Raw genomic sequence first — 17,453 nt, forward strand, 5'->3', positions numbered from 1 at the left:
AACGGATCCACCCCGGGCCTTCCCGGGCGGCGCGCGCTCGCTGCGACACATACATTAGCGCAAGCAGGGGGGTGCTCCGCCAATCGGTATCGCCGTGGCACCGCCGTGGGCACCAGCGATGCATCAAGGAAGCTCTCCAGGGAAGGTGGTGGCCATGCGATACAAGCTGACGTTCGTCACGGGACTCGCCCTCGGTTACGTCATCGGCACGCGGGCCGGACGCGAGCAGTACGAGAAGTTGAAGAAGTCCGCCAAGGACATCAGTCAGAACCCGGCCGTGCGCAACGCCGCCGAGTCCGCCGCCCAGACCGGGCGGCAGGTCGCCGGGAAGGCCGCGCACGTCGTGGGCGACAAGGTGGGCGACCACCTGCCGCCCGCCGTGGCCGACAAGGTCCACGCGCTGCGCGAGCGCGGCCAGAGCAACGGGAAGGTCGAGAGCGAGGAGTGGGGCACCAGCAACACCTGAGGCCCCGCGTGCGGCAGAATCTCTGTCATGGGGATAGTCGCCGGACTGGACAGCTCTGCTGAGTTCACACGCATCGTCGTCTGTGACACCGACACGGGTGCCGTACTGCGCCAGGGGTACGCCCCGCACCCCGGTGACCCGAAGGCCGTGGACGTCGATCCGCAGACCTGGCTGCTCTCGCTCGGGGAGGCCGCCACCGGCGGTCTCCTCGAAGGCGTGGAGGCCATCGGGGTCTCCGCGCAGCAGCACGGGCTCGTGCCGCTCGACGCGCAGGGCGCCCTCGTGCGGCCCGCGCTCGTGCGCAACGACAAGCGGGCGCAGGTCGCCGCCGCCGACCTGATCGACTCGCTCGGCGGCCGGCAGGCCTGGGCCGAGGCCGTCGGCAGCGTGCCCGCCGCCGGGCAGCCGGTCGCCAAGCTGCGCTGGCTGGCCCGCACCGAGCCCGAGCAGGCCCGGCGCACCGCCCTGGTCCTCCAGCCGCACGACTGGCTGGTCTGGCAACTCCTCGGCCGCCCCGCGCGCCGCACCACCGACCGCGGCGCCGCCTCCGCCACCGGCTACTGGTCGGCCCGCACCGGCGCGTACCGCCCCGACCTGGTCGAGCTCGCGCTCGGCCACCGGGCCGCGCTGCCCGAGGTCCTCGGGCCCTCCGACGCCGCCGGCACCACCCCCGAGGGGCTGCTGATCTCCGCCGGCACCGGTGAGACGATGGCCGCCGCCCTCGGCCTGGGGCTCGGCCCCGGCGACGCGGTGGTCTCGCTCGGCGCCTCCGGCTCCGTGATGGCCGTGCACCACGAGGCCCTCGCCGACCCCGGCGGCATGATCACCTCCTTCGCCGACGCCACCGGCATGCACCTGCCGGTCGTCTCCACCTCCAACGCGGTGCGGGCGCTGCGCGGCACCGCCGAGATGCTGGGCCTCGACTCCCTGGACGAGCTCTCCGCGCTCGCCCTGAAGTCGACGCCGGGCGCCTCCGGGCTCGTCCTGCTGCCCTACCTGGAGGGCGAGCGGACCCCGAACCTGCCGCACGCGGCGGGCACGCTCAGCGGGCTGCGGCGCGAGTCGATGAAGCCCGAGCACCTGGCGCGGGCGGCGTTCGAGGGGATGCTCTGCGCGCTCGCCGACGCCCTGGACGTGCTGCGTGGGCGGGGCGTGGAGGTGCGGCGGGTCTTCCTGCTCGGTCCCGCCGCCGCGCTGCACGCGGTGCAGGCGCTCTCTCCGGCGATCTTCGGCGCGCAGGTCGTCGTCCCCCAGCCGGCCGACTACGCGGCGCTCGGCGCGGCCCGGCAGGCCGCCTGGGCCCTCGGGGTCGCGCGGGGCACCCTGTCGCCCTCCGCTCCCCCGGCCTGGCAGGGCGCCGCCACGCAGGTCCTGGAGCCGGCGGACGAGCTGGCGGCGGGGCGGGCCGTGCGGCAGCAGTACACGGCGACGCGGGAGCAGATCCACCCGGGCGCGTTCGGCGGGTGACCGCCGCCGTTCCGGGAACGGTCGGCCTCCGGGCGCCCGGAGCGGCTGACCGTCGGCCCCGGAGCGGGTGACCTCCGGGGCGGGGCCGTGCGCGGCGCCCGCCCCGCAAGGGCGTCGGCCCGCCCCACAAGGCCTCGTTCGTAAAGACTTCCCCAGGGTTTACAGCGCCCCGGAAACCGGTCGTAACGGCCCCGGGTCGCGGGCGATAGTAAGTCCCGTGCTCATAAGACTTCTCCGGACCCACCTACGGCCCCACCGAAAACCCATCGCGCTGCTCGTGCTGCTCCAGTTCCTGCAGACCTGCGCGAGCCTCTACCTGCCGACCCTGAACGCCGACATCATCGACAACGGTGTCGTGCACGGGGACACCGGCTACATCCTGCGCTTCGGCGCCCTGATGGTCGGCGTCTCCGTCGTCCAGATCGTCTGCAACGTCGGGGCCGTGTACTACGGCGCGCGGACCGCGTCCGCGCTCGGCCGGGACGTGCGCGGCGCCGTCTTCGACCGGGTGCAGTCCTTCTCCGCCCGGGAGCTGGGGCACTTCGGCGCGCCCTCGCTGATCACCCGTACGACCAACGACGTGCAGCAGGTCCAGATGCTGGTCCTGATGGCGTTCACGCTGATGGTCTCCGCGCCCATCATGTGCGTCGGCGGCATCGTGATGGCGCTCGGCCAGGACGTGCCGCTGTCGGGCGTGCTGCTCGCGGTGGTGCCGGTGCTCGGCGTCGCCGTGTCGCTGATCGTGCGGCGGATGCGGCCGCTCTTCCGGACCATGCAGACGCGCCTCGACACGGTGAACCGGGTGCTGCGCGAGCAGATCACCGGCAACCGGGTCATCCGGGCCTTCGTGAAGGACGGGTACGAGGAGGAGCGCTTCCGGGGGGCCAACGCCGAGCTGACCGACGTCTCGATGGCGACCGGCCGGCTGATGGCGCTGATGTTCCCGACGGTGATGACGGTCGTGAACGTGTCCAGCGTGGCCGTGGTCTGGTTCGGCGCGCACCGCATCGACGGCGGCGGGATGGAGATCGGCGCGCTGACCGCCTTCCTCGCCTATCTGATGCAGATCGTGATGGCCGTCATGATGGCCACCTTCATGTTCATGATGGTGCCGCGCGCCGAGGTATGCGCCGAGCGCATCGAGGAGGTCCTGGCGACCGAGTCGAGCGTGGTGCCGCCGGCCGAGCCGGTGACGGCGCTCGACCGGCGCGGGCACCTGGAGGTCCGGGGCGCGGAGTTCCGCTACCCGGGCGCGGAGGAACCGGTCCTCAAGGACGTCGGGCTCGTCGCCCGGCCCGGCGAGACCACCGCGATCATCGGCTCGACGGGCAGCGGCAAGTCCACCCTCCTCGGGCTCGTGCCCCGGCTCTTCGACGCGACCGGCGGCGAGGTCCTCGTGGACGGCGTGGACGTGCGCGCCCTCGACCCCGCGCTCATGGCGCGGACCGTCGGGCTCGTGCCCCAGAAGCCGTACCTCTTCTCGGGGACGGTGGCGACGAACCTGCGGTACGGGAAGCCCGACGCGACCGACGAGGAGCTGTGGCACGCCCTGGAGGTCGCCCAGGCCGCCGACTTCGTACGGAAGCTCGAACACGGGCTGGACGCGCCGATCGCGCAGGGCGGCACCAACGTCTCCGGCGGGCAGCGGCAGCGGCTCGCGATCGCGCGGACGCTCGTGCAGCGGCCGGAGATCTACCTGTTCGACGACTCGTTCTCCGCGCTGGACTACGAGACGGACGCCCTGCTGCGGGCCGCGCTCGCCGAGGAGACGGCGGACTCGACGGTGGTGATCGTCGCCCAGCGGGTGTCGACCATCCGGGACGCCGACCGGATCGTGGTCCTCGACGAGGGCCGGGTCGTGGGCACCGGGCGCCACCACGAGCTGATGGCGGACAACGAGACGTACCGGGAGATCGTGCTCTCCCAGCTGACCGAGGCGGAGGCAGCCTGATGGCCGGTCCTGGCGGACGCATGATGGCCGGTGGCGGCCCCGACCAGCGGTCGATGGACTTCAAGGGCTCGGGGAAGCGGCTGCTGCGGCAGCTGGCGCCCGAGCGCGGCGCGCTCTGGGTGATGCTGATCGCCTGCGTGCTCTCGGTGGCGGCCTCCGTGATCGGGCCGAAGATCCTGGGCCGGGCGACGGACCTGATCTTCGCCGGGGTGGTCGGGCGGCAGACGGAACCGGGCGCCACGAAGGCGGAGACCCTGGCGGGGCTGCGCGCCGACGGGCAGGACGGCATGGCGGACATGCTGTCCGGCGTCGACTTCACCCCGGGGCAGGGGATCGACTTCTCCGCCGTGGGCCGGGTGCTGCTCCTGGTCCTCGCGGTGTACGTGGCGGCGGGCCTGCTGATGCTGGTCGCCACCCGCCTGTCGATCACGGTGATCAACCGGACGGTCTACCGGATGCGGGAGGACGTCCAGACGAAGCTGGCGCGGCTGCCGCTGTCGTACTTCGACAAGGCCAAGCGCGGCGAGGTGCTGTCCAGGGCGACCAACGACATCGACAACGTCTCTCAGACGCTCCAGCAGTCGATGGGCCAGCTGATCAACTCGCTGCTCACGATCGTCGGCGTGCTCGCGATGATGTTCTGGATCTCGCCGCTGCTCGCCCTGGTGGCCCTGGTGACGGTCCCGGTGTCGGTGGTCGTGGCGGCGCGGATCGGCAAGCGCTCGCAGCCGCACTTCGTACAGCAGTGGAGGTCCACGGGCACGCTCAACGCGCACATCGAGGAGATGTACACCGGGCACGCCCTGGTGAAGGTCTTCGGGCGGCAGGAGGAGTCCGCGAAGGACTTCCGCGAGCAGAACGAGGCGCTGTACGAGGCCGGGTTCAAGGCGCAGTTCAACTCCGGCGTGATGCAGCCGGTGATGTTCTTCATCTCGAACATCAACTACGTCCTGGTGGCCGTGGTCGGCGGGCTGCGGGTGGCGAGCGGCACGCTCTCCATCGGTGACGTGCAGGCCTTCATCCAGTACTCGCGCCAGTTCTCGATGCCGCTGACGCAGGTCGCGTCGATGGCGAACCTGGTGCAGTCGGGCGTGGCCTCGGCGGAGCGGGTCTTCGAACTGCTCGACGCGGAGGAGCAGGAGCCGGACGCCCCGACGGACGAGAAGCCTCTCGAATCGCGCGGCCGGGTCGCCCTGGAGCACGTCTCCTTCCGGTACGAGGAGGACAAGCCGCTCATCGAGGACCTGTCGCTGACGGTGGAGCCGGGGCAGACGGTCGCGATCGTCGGTCCGACGGGCGCGGGCAAGACGACCCTGGTGAACCTGCTGATGCGGTTCTACGAGGTGACGGGCGGGCGGATCACCCTGGACGGGGTGGACGTCGCGAGGATGTCGCGCGAGCGGCTGCGGAGCGGGATCGGGATGGTCCTCCAGGACACCTGGCTCTTCGGCGGGACGATCGCGGACAACATCGCGTACGGCGCGACGCGCCCGGTGACCCGGGCGGAGATCGAGGAGGCGGCGCGGGCCGCGCACGCCGACCGGTTCGTCCGGACCCTGCCCGACGGGTACGACACGGTCCTGGACGACGAGGGCTCGGGGGTGAGCGCGGGCGAGAAGCAGCTGATCACCATCGCGCGCGCGTTCCTGTCCGACCCGGTGATCCTCGTCCTGGACGAGGCCACCAGCTCGGTCGACACCCGCACCGAGGTCCTGATCCAGAAGGCGATGGCCCGCCTCGCGCACGGCCGCACCTCGTTCGTGATCGCCCACCGGCTCTCCACGATCCGGGACGCGGACGTGATCCTGGTGATGGAGAACGGCTCGATCGTGGAGCAGGGCACCCACGAGGATCTGCTGTCCTCGGGCGGCGCCTACTCCCGCCTGTACGCGGCGCAGTTCGCGCAGGCGGTGGCGGAGGTGGACTGACGGCCGGGCGGCCCGTACCGCTTCCCCGCGGGGCACGCGGTACGGGCCGCCGGACAGGTCCTAGGGCCTGTCCGGCGGGTCAGGGTCGGGCAGGCCGCGGCGTCTGGTGCGGTGGCTCGCAAGGCGCCGGAGCGGGTCGATAGCGGAGCTATCGGGACGTTTCGGCAACGTGGCGAGGTGCCGTGCCAGGCGTCGCGGCCCCGGCCATGATCCGCCGGACAGGCCCTAGTCGAGGTAGCCGCGCAGCTGGTCCGCGTAGGCGTGGTCGCGGAGTTTGCCGAGGGTCTTGGACTCGATCTGGCGGATGCGTTCGCGGGTGACGCCGAAGAGCTGCCCTATCTCCTCCAGGGTGCGGGGGCGGCCGTCGTCCAGGCCGTAGCGGAGCTGGACGACCTTGCGTTCGCGTTCGCCCAGGGTGGAGAGGACGTCCTCCAGGTGGCGGCGCAGGAGGAGGAAGGCGGCGGACTCGACCGGGGAGGTGGCGTCGCCGTCCTCGATGAGGTCGCCGAGGGCGACGTCCTCCTCCTCGCCGACGGGGGTGTGCAGGGAGACCGGCTCCTGGGCGAGGCGGAGGACCTCCCCGATGCGCTCGGGGGGCAGGTCGAGCTGGGCGGCGACCTCTTCGGGGGTGGGTTCGTAGCCGCGTTCCTGGAGCATGCGGCGCTGGACGCGGACGACCCGGTTGATGAGTTCCACGACGTGGACGGGGACGCGGATGGTGCGGGCCTGGTCGGCGAGGGCGCGGGACATGGCCTGGCGGATCCACCAGGTGGCGTACGTGGAGAACTTGTAGCCGCGCGCGTAGTCGAACTTCTCGACGGCCCGGATGAGGCCGAGGTTGCCCTCCTGGACGAGGTCGAGCATGGTCAGGCCCCGGCCCACGTACCGCTTGGCGACGGAGACGACGAGGCGCAGGTTGGCCTCGATGAGCCGGCGCTTCGCGATCCGGCCGAGGACGACGAGCCTGTCCAGGTCGCCCGCGAGGCGGGTGTCCAGGTCCGGGGTGTTGGCCAGCTTCTCCTCGGCGAAGAGGCCGGCCTCGACGCGGCGGGCCAGTTCGACCTCCTCCTCGGCGGTGAGGAGCGGGATGCGGCCGATCTCGCGCAGGTACTGGCGGAAGAGGTCGGAGGAGGGGCCGTTGCCGCCGGGGTCCGGGCGGCGGCGCTGGGCCGGGACGACCGCGGGCTCCTCCGCGTCTTCCACGTTCTCGTCGGACTCTGTCCGGTCCTGCTGGTCCTGCTGGTCCTGCTGGTCCTGCGGCACGGTCTGGGTCTGCACGGCGGGCGACCTCCAGGAGGAGCGGAACGGCACCGTCATCCAGTGTGGGGTACGACACATCGCCGCCACGAGGGGCGTGCGGTGACTTTTTGAGTCCGCCGGGTGACCGTGCGTCAGAGCGCGGCGGCGCCGTTGTTCCGCAGGGACTGCCCGTACTGGGTGAGCACCCACAGTTCGTTCTGCACGGCCGCGGTCTTCTCCGGGTCGCCGTTCGGGCCGAGGCGGGCCAGGGCGCCCTGGACCTCGCGGAGGCGCCGGTCGACGGCGCGCAGGCGGACGGTGACGAGCTGGTCGCCGGCGTAGGCCTCGTCCACGGTCTTGGCGAAGATCGTCTCGACGGCGAGTTCGGTGACGAGGGCGCGGACGGTGTCGTTCGGGGCGGCCGCGCGGACGGCGTCGAGGTAGTCGGCGGGGGCGCCGGTGGCGCCGCCCGCGTCCTGGACGCACTGGCGGACGGCCGCGTAGGGCGGGGCGGTGAACTCGTCCACCCCGTAGGCGTCGAAGGCCGGGGAGACCAGTTCGGGCCGCTGGAGGGCGAGTTTGAGGAGTTCGCGCTCGGTGCGGTGGGCGGGGCTGCGCAGGTTGAGCGCGGGGCCGGGCGGGGCCACGGGGGCCTGGATCGGGGGCGTCTCGCGACGCGGCCGGTGGTCGTCCGTGCGGCCCCGGCCGCCGCGGTCGCGCTGCCAGTGGGCGATCTGGCTGACCCGTTGCACGACGAACCGCTCGTCCATGATCCCGAGCATCCCGGCGAGTTGGACGGCGACGCCGTGGCGCACGGCCAGGTTCTTGAGCTTGGCGACGATCGGGGCGGCCTCGTCCAGGGCGGCGGCCCGGCCCGCCGGGGTCTCCAGGTCGTAGCGCCGCACGATCTGGCGGAGGGCGAACTCGAAGAGCGGGGTGCGGGGTTCGACCAGGTCGGCGACGGCCTCGTCGCCCTTGGCGAGTCGCAGGTCGCAGGGGTCCATGCCCTCGGGGGCGACCGCGATGTACGTCTCGGCGGCGAACTTCTGGTCGTCCTCGAAGGCGCGCAGGGCGGCCTTCTGGCCGGCGGCGTCGCCGTCGAAGGTGAAGATGACACGGGCCGAGCCGTTGTCCATGAGGAGGCGGCGGAGGATCTTGACGTGGTCGCCGCCGAAGGCGGTGCCGCAGGTGGCGATGGCGGTGGTGACCCCGGCGAGGTGGCAGGCCATGACGTCGGTGTAGCCCTCGACGACGACCGCCCGGCTGCTCTTGGCGATCTCCTTCTTGGCGAGGTCGATGCCGTAGAGGACCTGCGACTTCTTGTAGATCGGGGTCTCGGGCGTGTTGAGGTACTTGGGGCCGTTGTCGTCGTCGCGGAGCTTGCGCGCGCCGAAGCCGACGATCTCGCCGCCGACGTCCTTGATCGGCCACATGAGCCGGCCGCGGAAGCGGTCGATGGGGCCGCGGCGGCCGTCCTGGGAGAGGCCGGAGAGGATCAGCTCCTTGTCGGAGAAGCCCTTGCCGCGCAGGAAGCGGGTGAGGTGGTCCCAGCCGGCCGGGGAGTAGCCGACGCCGAAGTGCTCGGCGGCGGCCTGGTCGAAGCCGCGCTCGGCGAGGAACTTGCGGCCGATCTCGGCCTCGGCGGAGCCGAGCTGGTCGGCGTAGTAGCGGGCGGCGACCTGGTGGGCCTCGATCAGGCGGATGCGTTCGCCGCGCTGGTGGCCGGGGTTGTAGCCGCCCTCCTCGTACCGGAGCGTGATGCCCGCCTTGGCGGCGAGGCGTTCGACCGTCTCCGAGAAGGAGAGGTGGTCGATCTTCATCACGAAGGCGATGGTGTCGCCGCCCTCCTGGCAGCCGAAGCAGTGGAAGAGTCCCTTGCTCGGGCTGACCTGGAAGGAGGGCGACTTCTCGTCGTGGAAGGGGCAGAGCCCCTTGAGGTTCCCGCCGCCCGCGTTGCGCAGCTGGAGGTATTCGGACACGACGGCGTCGATCGGGACCGCGTCCCGTACCGCCTTCACGTCGTCGTCGTTGATCCTGCCTGCCACGCGTGAAGTCTACGTGGGAGCGGCGGTGATCAGATCAGGCCGTCCAGGGGTACGGAGGGGTCCGCGAGGGCCTCCGGGTCCACCGGCGTCCGGGCGCGGATGAGGTTCTGGATCGGCTCTGTGACGTCCCACACGTTCACGTTCATCCCGGCGAGGACGCGCCCCTCCTTGAGCCAGAAGGCGATGAACTCGCGCTTGCCGGTGTCGCCGCGGACCACGACCTGGTCGTACGAGCCGGGGGGCGCCCAGCCCGAGTACTCCATGCCCAGGTCGTACTGGTCGGTGAAGAAGTACGGCACGCGGTCGTACGAGACGGGCTTGCCGAGCATGGCGCGGGCGGCGGCGGGGCCGCCGTTGAGGGCGTTGGCCCAGTGCTCGACGCGGAGCCGGGTGCGCAGGAGCGGGTGGTGGGCGGCGGCCACGTCCCCGGCGGCGAAGACGTCCGGGTCGGAGGTGCGCAGGGACTCGTCGACGGCGACGCCGCCGCCGTCGGCCCGGTCCACGAGGGCGAGCCCGGAGTTCTCGGCGAGGGCGGTGCGGGGGGCGGCGCCGATCGCGGCGAGGACGGCGTGCGCCGGGTGCTCCTCGCCGTCGTCGGTGCGGACGGCGAGGACCAGGCCGTCCTGGCCGACGATCTCGGTGAGCCGGGCGCCGAAGTGGAAGCGGACGCCGTGGTCGCTGTGGAGGTCGGCGAAGAGCTGGCCGAGCTCGGGGCCGAGGACCCGGTGGAGCGGGGTGGGGTCGGCCTCCACGACGGTGACCTCGGCGCCGTAGCCGCGGGCGGCGGCGGCGACCTCCAGGCCGATCCAGCCGCCGCCGGCGATCACCAGGTGTCCGTTGTCCCGGCCGAGGCCGGCGAGGACCTGGCGGAGCCGGTCGGCGTGGGCGAGCCGGCGCAGGTGGTGGACGCCGGTGAGGTCGGTGCCGGGGACGTCGAGGCGGCGCGGCTCGGAGCCGGTGGCCAGGAGCAGCTTGTCGTAGCGGATGACGGTGCCGTCGCCGAGGCGGACCGTGCGGGCCTCGCGGTCGACGGCGGTGACGGGCTGCCCGAGGTGCAGCTCGACGTCGTTCGCCGCGTACCAGGCGGGCTCGTGGACGAGGGTGCTGTCGCGCTCCTTGGCGCCGGTGAGGTAGCCCTTGGAGAGGGGTGGGCGCTCGTAGGGGTGGTCGCGTTCGTCGCCGATGAGGATCACCCGGCCGTTGAACCCCTCGGCGCGCAGGGTCTCCGCCGCCTTGGCGCCTGCCAGGCCCCCGCCGACGATGACAAAGGTCTGATCTGCGTCGACCACGTCGTTTCCTCCTCTTTACGACCGGTTCCCAACCTACGCCCCCGGGCGTTCTTCGGGCCGTACCGCCCCGGGGCCGCATGCGAGCGTCCCGCACGGAGGGGGGCGGCGGAAGAGGGCCGGGGGTTCCCTCACCGCACCCGCGGGTGGTGGAAGCGGGCGTGGAGGGCGCGGGCGGAGGCGTCGGTGAGGGAGGCGATCTGATCGACCACCACGCGCTTGCGGGCCCGGTCGTCGGGGGCCTTGTCGTACGCGGCGCGGAACTGCGGTTCGAGTCCGTCGGGGGCGCGGTTGACGAGGGCCTCGGCGAGTTCGGCGACGACGATCCGCTGGTCGGCGCGGAGGGCCTCCTGCTCGGCGCGCTGCATCACGTACCGGACGGCGACGGCCTTGAGGACGGCGCACTCGTTGCGGGTCTCGCGGGGGACGACCAGCTCGGCGCCGTAACGGGTGAGCCGCCCGGAGCCTCCCCCAGTGCCTGAACGGCCTGGGCGGTGCCCCCATGCCTGCCTCGTGGCGCCCTCGGCGGCGAGGCAGAAGCGGCCGATGAGCTGGCTGGTGGCGTCCTTGAGGCGGGCCTGGGCGACGGCCGAGCCGTCGTAGCCGTGCGGCCACCACTCCTGGTCGACGAGCCGGTCCAGGGCCTCGGCCAGCTCCTGCGGGTCGGTGTCCTCGGGTACGTAGCGGCCGATGGCGACCTGCCAGATGTCGGCGCGCTCGGGCTCGGCGAGGAGGAGGTTGGGGTCGATGTGCCCGGCGTGCAGGCCGTCCTCGAAGTCGTGGACCGAGTAGGCCACGTCGTCGGACCAGTCCATGACCTGGGCCTCGAAGCACTTGCGGTGGGCGGGGGCGCCCTGCCGGATCCATTCGAAGACGGGCAGGTCGTCCTCGTACACCCCGAACTTGGGCGAGCCGGGGTCCTGGGGGTGGCCGCCGCGTCCCCAGGGGTACTTGGTGGCGGCGTCGAGGGCGGCGCGGGTGAGGTTGAGGCCGACGCTGACGAGTTCGCCGTCGGCGTCCTTGACGAAGCGCTTGGGCTCGATGCGGGTGAGGAGGCGGAGGGACTGGGCGTTGCCCTCGAAGCCGCCGCAGTCCTTGGCGACGTCGTTGAGGGCCTGTTCGCCGTTGTGCCCGAAGGGCGGGTGGCCCATGTCGTGGGAGAGGCAGGCGGCCTCCACGAGGTCGGGGTCGCAGCCGAGGGCGGCGCCGAGCTCGCGGCCGACCTGGGCGCACTCCAGGGAGTGGGTGAGCCGGGTGCGGGGGCTGGCGTCCCAGGCGTGGCTGCGGGTGCCGGGGGTGACGACCTGGGTCTTGCCGGCGAGGCGGCGGAGCGCGGCGGAGTGCAGCACGCGGGCGCGGTCGCGCTGGAAGGCGGTGCGGCCCGGCTGCTTGTCGGGCTCGGGGTCCCAGCGCTCGGTCGCGGCGGGGTCGTATCCGGGGATGTCGGGGGTGTCGGTGCTGTCCTTGGTGTCCTTGATGCCTTCCATGTCCCCGAAGGTAACCGGAGGGGCCGACAGAAGCGCTCAGACGGCGGCGAGTTCCCGCCCGTGGACGACGGCGGGGGCGGCGAGGGCGCGGTCGTGGCGGTGCAGGACCAGGCGGGCGAGGGCCGGGTGGGCGCCGAGCGGCGCGGCCGCGATCCAGGGGGCGTGGGCGGCGGCGCGGGTGGCGAAGAGGCCGGGGGCGGTGAAGCAGGAGGCGACCGCGATCCGGTGGCGGCCCCGGGCGGCGAGGGCGGCGACGGCCTCGGGGACGGTGGGCGCGGCGGCGGAGGCGTACGCGGGGACGACGGGCACGCCGAGGCGCTCGCCGAGGAGGGCGGCGATGCGGCGGGTCTCGGCGCCGGACCGGGGGTCGCGGGAGCCGGCGGCGGCGAGGACGACGCCGGTGGTGCGCCGGTCGTCCTCCCCCGGGGTCCAGCCCGCCTCGGCGAGGCGGTCGGCCAGGGCCTCGGCCAGGAGGGGGTGGGCGCCGAGGGGTGCGGCGACACGGGCCCGGAGGCCGGGGACGGCCGCGACGGCGGCGGGCAGGTCGTGGGTGACGTGGTGGCCGGGGGCGAAGAGGAGGGGGACGAGGACCGCCTCCCGGCCCTCGGCGGCGAGACCGGCGAGGGTCTCGTCCAGGAGGGGGGCGTTCAGCTCGATGTGGGCGAGGCGGACGTCGAGCCCGGGGCGGAGCTCGCGGACGCGGTCGAGGAGCCGGAGCAGGGTGGCGCGGGCGCGCGGGTCGCGACTGCCGTGGCCGACGGCGACGAGGGTCGCCGGTCGGCGAGCGGCGGCGGGGGCGGGGCGGTGGTGCATGGCGGGTGTACCTCCTCGTCGGGCTTCCCCTGCGGGAGGCCGTACGGACGCACCCGGCCGGATTCCTCCGGCGGGCGGCCGGGGGGCGGGGGCGCTGTGCCCGACGTCGTCGGCGGGCGGAGACCGGGCGGGAGCGTCCGCGTCTGCGGCGGACCGGTGCCGGGCGAGGGCGGCCGGGCCTCCGACGGCCGGGCTTCCAGCGGTCGCACCTCCGGTGGCCGGGCCCCCGCGCAGCGGTTGCCGTACGGGCGCACCTCGCCGAGCCGGGTGCCGAGCCGCTCGGTGATCCTGGTGAGCAGTTCGGCGGTGGTGTCGAACGTGCTGTCCGGCTCCGTCATGGACCGATCCTGCGGGCCCCTCGTTGCCTGCCCGTTGCGCGGGGGTCACGGCTGTTTTCCGTGACCTCACGGCCGCCGCGCGCGCCCTGTCAGGAGGGTTCCGGGAGCCACACGTACCGGGCGTCCGGCTCGCGCTCCTCGTTGCGCGAGCCGTCGGTGTGCTCGGCGGCGACGAAGCCGTGCCGCTCGTAGAAGCGCCGCGCCGGGGCGTTGACCTGGAACGTCCAGAGCTCCAGGCCGGCCGGGCTGCGCCGCTTGGCCAGGTCCACGAGCCGGTCGCCGACGCCCCTGCCGCGCCACGGCGGGTCGACGTAGAGCTGGTCCAGTTCGCCGCCGTCCAGGACCATCACGGCGACGGTCGCGTCCCCGGCCGTCGCCACCCAGGTCTCCCGGTGGGGGACGAGCAGCTCCCGGAACCAGTACCCGACCTCGTCGTCGGTGTGCGCCCGGCGCACGCCGGGGAGCGCCGCCGCGTAGGAGCGCAGCCAGACCTCGGCCGCTTCGGCGGCGTCGGAGCCGACCGCGCGGCGGAGGACGAGGTCGGGGCGGTCGGGGCGGTCCGCATGACCGGCGCGGTCGGCGAGTGCGTCGCGGTCGGTGGGGTCGTCGCGGTCGTCGGTCTTCGTGGCCTTCACGGTCCGGATCGTACGGACCCCGCACCCCTCCCCTCCCCCCTTTTTTCGTTCCGAATCACGGAATATCTTTTCCACCATGAGAATGTCCCCCGCGTCGCTCCCCCGGCGCGCCGCCGCCGAGTTCATCGGCACCGCCGCCCTCGTCGCCGTCGTCGTCGGCTCCGGCATCCGTGCCGACTCCCTCAGCCAGGACACCGGCGTCCGGCTGCTCGCCAACGCCTCCGCCTCGGCCCTCGGCCTCGGGCTGCTCATCGCCCTCATCGGCCCGCTCTCCGGAGCCCACTTCAACCCCGTCGTGACGCTCTCCGAGTGGTGGTCCCGGCGGCCCGAGAACGGCGGGCGCGAGGCGATCGCCTACATCGGCGCGCAGCTCGCGGGGGCCGTCGCGGGCGCCCTGCTCGCCGAGGCGATGTTCGGCCGGGCGCCCGGCGCCTGGGCCACCGAGCCGCGCGCGGAGCCGCACCTGCTGCTCGGCGAGGCCGTCGCCACCGCCGGGCTCGTCCTGGTCGTGCAGGGCCTGCGGCACATCGGCCGCCCCGGTCTCGCCCCGGTCGCCGTGGCCGGCTACATCGGCGCGGCGATCTGGTTCACCTCCTCCGGCTCCTTCGCCAATCCGGCGGCCACCGTCGGCCGTTCCCTCTCCGACTCCTTCACCGGGATCGCCCCCGCCTCGGTGCCCGCCTTCGCCGCCGCGCAGCTCCTCGGGATGCTGGGCGGCCTGGTCCTGGCGGGTGTGCTGTACGGAACAGACAGGGCGTCCGGTGAACCGAACGCGGTCGAGGCGCGTCGGACGGGGTGACAGCACACCCGTTCCCGTCCACGGAGGTTCCCGCATGCCGGCACGGTTCTCCCGGTGGCTCCCCCGTACCGTCCGGGCCCGCCGCCGCGCCGTCCAGGCCGTGATGGCGGGCGCCGTCCTCGCGCTGCTGCCCGCCACCTGGATGCACACGGCCGCCGCCGGGAAGCTCCGCACCACCGCCGACGTGCCCGCCCGGGACGTCGCCGTCGTCTTCGGCGCCGGACTGTGGAAGGGCCGCCCCACCCCGTACCTCGCGCACCGGCTCGACACCGCCGCCGAGCTGTACCGCACGGGCAAGGTGCGGGTCCTCCTCGTCACCGGCGACAACAGCCGGACCGCGTACGACGAGCCCAGCGCCATGCGCGCGTACCTCACCGGGCGCGGGGTGCCGGACGGGCGGATCGTCAGCGACTACGCGGGCTTCGACACCTGGGACTCCTGCGTCCGGGCCCGGAAGGTCTTCGGCGTCGACCGGGCCGTCCTCGTCACCCAGGACTTCCACGTCAAGCGGGCCGTCGCGCTGTGCGGCCGGGCGGGCGTCGACGCGTACGGGGTCGGGGTCGCCGAGCCCCGCGACCGCACCTGGTACTACGGCACCACCCGGGAGGTGTTCGCGGCGGGCAAGGCGGCCCTCGACGCCGGTCTGCGGCCCGATCCGCACTTCCTCGGGCCGGAGGAGAAGGGCGTCACCGAGGCGCTGGCCCTCCCGGAACCGACCCGCTGAGACACCGCCCTCCCGGAGCCGCCCCGCCGAGGCACCGGGCCTCCCCCGCTCGGGCCCGCCGGGACGGTACCGCCCTCACCCCCCGCCGCCCGCCCGGCGGAGGGCATGGCACCGCGCCCGTAATACGCCGCGCCGCCCCGCGTAACACTCCCGTCGCACCCTGGCGGCATGTCCGACGCCACCGCCGTCCCCACCCACTGCCCCTACTGCGCCCTCCAGTGCGGGATGTCGCTGCGCCCCACCGGCGCTCCGGAGGCGCCCGCCGAGGTGGTCGAGCGGACCGACTTCCCCGTCAACCGGGGCGCCCTGTGCGGCAAGGGCCGCACCGCCCCCTCCGTACTCTCCTCCCGGGTCCGGCTCACCGAGCCCCTGGTCCGATGCCCTGACACGGGGGCCCTGGTGCCCGCGTCCTGGGAGGAGGCGCTCTCCGCCGTCGCCGACGGGCTGCGCCGGACCCGCGCCGACCACGGTCCCGATGCCGTGGGGGTCTTCGGCGGCGGCGGCCTCACCAACGAGAAGGCGTACTCCCTGGGGAAGTTCGCCCGGGTCGTCCTCGGCACCTCGCAGATCGACTACAACGGGCGCTTCTGCATGTCGTCGGCGGCCGCCGCGCACCAGCGGGCCTTCGGCCTCGACCGGGGCCTCCCCTTCCCCCTGGAGGACGTCCCCCGGGCCGGGTGCGTGATCCTCGTCGGCTCCAACCTCGCCGAGACCATGCCGCCCGCCCTGCGCTACCTCACCGAGCTGAAGGAGAACGGCGGGAAGCTGATCGTCGTCGACCCGCGCCGCACCCGCACCGCCGAGCAGGCCGACCTGCACCTGGCGCCGCGCCCCGGCACCGACCTCGCGCTCGCCCTCGGCCTGCTGCACCTGGTGGTGGCGGAGGGGAGGGTGGACGAGGAGTTCGTACGGGAGCGGACCACCGGCTGGGAGGAGGCCCGCGCCGGGGCCATGTCCCACTGGCCCGAGCAGGTCGAGCGGATCACCGGGGTCCCCCTGCCGAGCCTGCGCGAGGCCGTCGCCCTGTTCTGCGACGCGCCCACCGGCATGGTGCTGACCGCGCGCGGCCCCGAGCAGCAGTCCAAGGGCACCGACACCGTCGGCGCCTGGATCAACCTGTGCCTGGCCACCGGCCGGGCGGGCAGGCCGCTGAGCGGGTACGGCTGCCTCACCGGCCAGGGCAACGGGCAGGGCGGGCGCGAACACGGCCAGAAGGCCGACCAGTTGCCCGGCTACCGCAAACTCGACGACCCGGCCGCACGCGCGCACGTGGCCGGCGTGTGGGGCGTGGACCCGGAGTCGCTGCCGGGGCCGGGGCGGAGCGCGTACGAACTCCTCGACGCGCTCGGCGGGGACGTGAAGGCCCTGCTGCTCATGGGCTCCAACCCGGTGGTGTCCGCGCCGCGCGCCGCGCACGTCGAGGGGCGGCTGCGGTCGCTCGACTTCCTCGCCGTCGCGGACGTGGTGCTCTCCGAGACCGCCGCGCTCGCCGACGTCGTCCTGCCCGTGACCCAGTGGGCGGAGGAGACCGGCACCATGACCAACCTGGAGGGGCGCGTCCTGCTCCGCCGCCGGGCCCTCACCCCGCCCGCCGGGGTGCGCAGCGACCTGGAGGTGCTGCACGGGCTCGCGGACCTCCTCGGACACGGGAAGGGCTTCCCGACCGATCCCGAGGAGGTCTTCGAGGAGCTGCGCCGCGCCTCGGCCGGCGGGCCCGCCGACTACTCGGGCATCGACTACCGGCGCGTCGAGGAGGAGCGGGGGGTCTTCTGGCCGTGCCCCGCGGCCCCGGACGGCGCCGACGCGCACCCGGGGACGCCCCGGCTGTTCCTGGACCGGTTCGCGACGGCCGACGGGCGGGCCCGGTTCGTGCCGGTGACGCACCGGGCGGCGGCCGAGGAGACGGACGCCGAGTACCCGGTGGTGCTGACCACGGGCCGGGTGGTGTCCCAGTACCAGTCGGGGGCGCAGACCCGGCGGGTGGACGAGCTGAACGCGGCGGCGCCCGGCCCCTTCGTGGAGCTGCACCCGAGGCTGGCCGAGCGGATCGGGGTGGCCGAGGGCGAGCGGATCACGGTCGTCTCGCGGCGCGGCCGGGCCGTCGCGCCGGCCCGGATCACCGCCTCGATCCGGCCGGACACCGTCTTCATGCCGTTCCACTGGGCGGGCGAGGGCCGGGCCAACACGCTGGTCAACCCGGCGCTCGACCCGGTCTCCCGGATGCCGGAGTTCAAGGTGTGCGCGGTGCGCCTGGAGCGCGCCTGAGACCGTCCCG

Annotated in this window: 13 protein-coding genes; 7 read left to right on the forward strand and 6 right to left on the reverse strand. The window is 73.8% G+C overall.

Features of this window, described 5'->3' with window-relative positions:
• Positions 1–154 precede the first annotated feature (154 nt).
• From CP977_RS11075 to CP977_RS11090, 4 genes are all read left to right on the forward strand, one after another.
• Positions 155–466, forward strand: a complete 312-nt coding sequence (locus tag CP977_RS11075; RefSeq protein ID WP_062757103.1) for a hypothetical protein — start codon at positions 155–157, stop codon at positions 464–466.
• Positions 467–493: 27 nt separating this feature from the next.
• Positions 494–1,933, forward strand: a complete 1,440-nt coding sequence (locus CP977_RS11080) for an FGGY family carbohydrate kinase (RefSeq protein ID WP_152370017.1) — start codon at positions 494–496, stop codon at positions 1,931–1,933.
• A 217-nt stretch (positions 1,934–2,150) separates the two neighbouring features.
• A complete protein-coding gene (locus CP977_RS11085; RefSeq protein WP_062755905.1) occupies positions 2,151–3,884 on the forward strand; it encodes an ABC transporter ATP-binding protein in 1,734 nt (577 codons plus the stop codon).
• Positions 3,884–5,812 carry an ABC transporter ATP-binding protein gene (locus tag CP977_RS11090; protein ID WP_062755903.1) on the forward strand — a complete coding sequence of 643 codons (1,929 nt, stop codon included), beginning with the start codon at positions 3,884–3,886 and terminating at the stop codon, positions 5,810–5,812. The genes CP977_RS11085 and CP977_RS11090 overlap by 1 nt, the downstream gene beginning before the upstream one ends.
• Before the next feature lie 225 nt (positions 5,813–6,037).
• Here the strand turns inward: CP977_RS11090 and CP977_RS11100 are convergent, their stop codons facing one another.
• The 6 genes from CP977_RS11100 to CP977_RS11125 all read right to left on the reverse strand — a co-directional run bounded on the left by CP977_RS11100 (position 6,038) and on the right by CP977_RS11125 (position 13,655).
• Positions 6,038–7,129, reverse strand: coding sequence for an RNA polymerase sigma factor (locus CP977_RS11100; RefSeq protein ID WP_229991660.1), 1,092 nt, complete (start codon positions 7,127–7,129; stop codon positions 6,038–6,040).
• Between the two features lie 74 nt (positions 7,130–7,203).
• Positions 7,204–9,096, reverse strand: coding sequence for a DNA primase (gene dnaG, locus CP977_RS11105; RefSeq protein ID WP_062755898.1), 1,893 nt, complete (start codon positions 9,094–9,096; stop codon positions 7,204–7,206).
• A gap of 29 nt (positions 9,097–9,125) precedes the next feature.
• Entirely contained in the window at positions 9,126–10,385 is a 1,260-nt protein-coding gene (locus tag CP977_RS11110) for an NAD(P)/FAD-dependent oxidoreductase (RefSeq protein WP_062755896.1), read from the reverse strand.
• A 128-nt stretch (positions 10,386–10,513) separates the two neighbouring features.
• Complete coding sequence (locus CP977_RS11115) at positions 10,514–11,869, reverse strand: deoxyguanosinetriphosphate triphosphohydrolase (RefSeq protein WP_152370019.1); 1,356 nt, start codon at positions 11,867–11,869, stop codon at positions 10,514–10,516.
• 36 nt (positions 11,870–11,905) lie between these two features.
• The gene (locus CP977_RS11120) at positions 11,906–12,682 is read right to left on the reverse strand and encodes a sirohydrochlorin chelatase (RefSeq protein WP_062755892.1); all 777 of its coding nucleotides are present in this window, start codon (positions 12,680–12,682) and stop codon (positions 11,906–11,908) included.
• 427 nt (positions 12,683–13,109) lie between these two features.
• Positions 13,110–13,655, reverse strand: coding sequence for a GNAT family N-acetyltransferase (locus CP977_RS11125; RefSeq protein WP_229991659.1), 546 nt, complete (start codon positions 13,653–13,655; stop codon positions 13,110–13,112).
• Positions 13,656–13,731: 76 nt separating this feature from the next.
• Here CP977_RS11125 and CP977_RS11130 point away from each other — a divergent pair, with 76 nt between their 5' ends.
• The 3 genes from CP977_RS11130 to CP977_RS11140 all read left to right on the forward strand — a co-directional run bounded on the left by CP977_RS11130 (position 13,732) and on the right by CP977_RS11140 (position 17,443).
• Positions 13,732–14,454, forward strand: a complete 723-nt coding sequence (locus CP977_RS11130; protein ID WP_062755890.1) for an aquaporin — start codon at positions 13,732–13,734, stop codon at positions 14,452–14,454.
• Between the two features lie 34 nt (positions 14,455–14,488).
• Positions 14,489–15,178, forward strand: coding sequence for a SanA/YdcF family protein (locus tag CP977_RS11135; RefSeq protein WP_062755888.1), 690 nt, complete (start codon positions 14,489–14,491; stop codon positions 15,176–15,178).
• Positions 15,179–15,346: 168 nt separating this feature from the next.
• Positions 15,347–17,443 carry a molybdopterin oxidoreductase family protein gene (locus CP977_RS11140; RefSeq protein WP_062755886.1) on the forward strand — a complete coding sequence of 699 codons (2,097 nt, stop codon included), beginning with the start codon at positions 15,347–15,349 and terminating at the stop codon, positions 17,441–17,443.
• Positions 17,444–17,453: the final 10 nt, after the last annotated feature.

Origin of the sequence: Streptomyces cinereoruber (assembly GCF_009299385.1) — a bacterium.
Classification (GTDB): Bacteria; Actinomycetota; Actinomycetes; order Streptomycetales; family Streptomycetaceae; genus Streptomyces; species Streptomyces bikiniensis.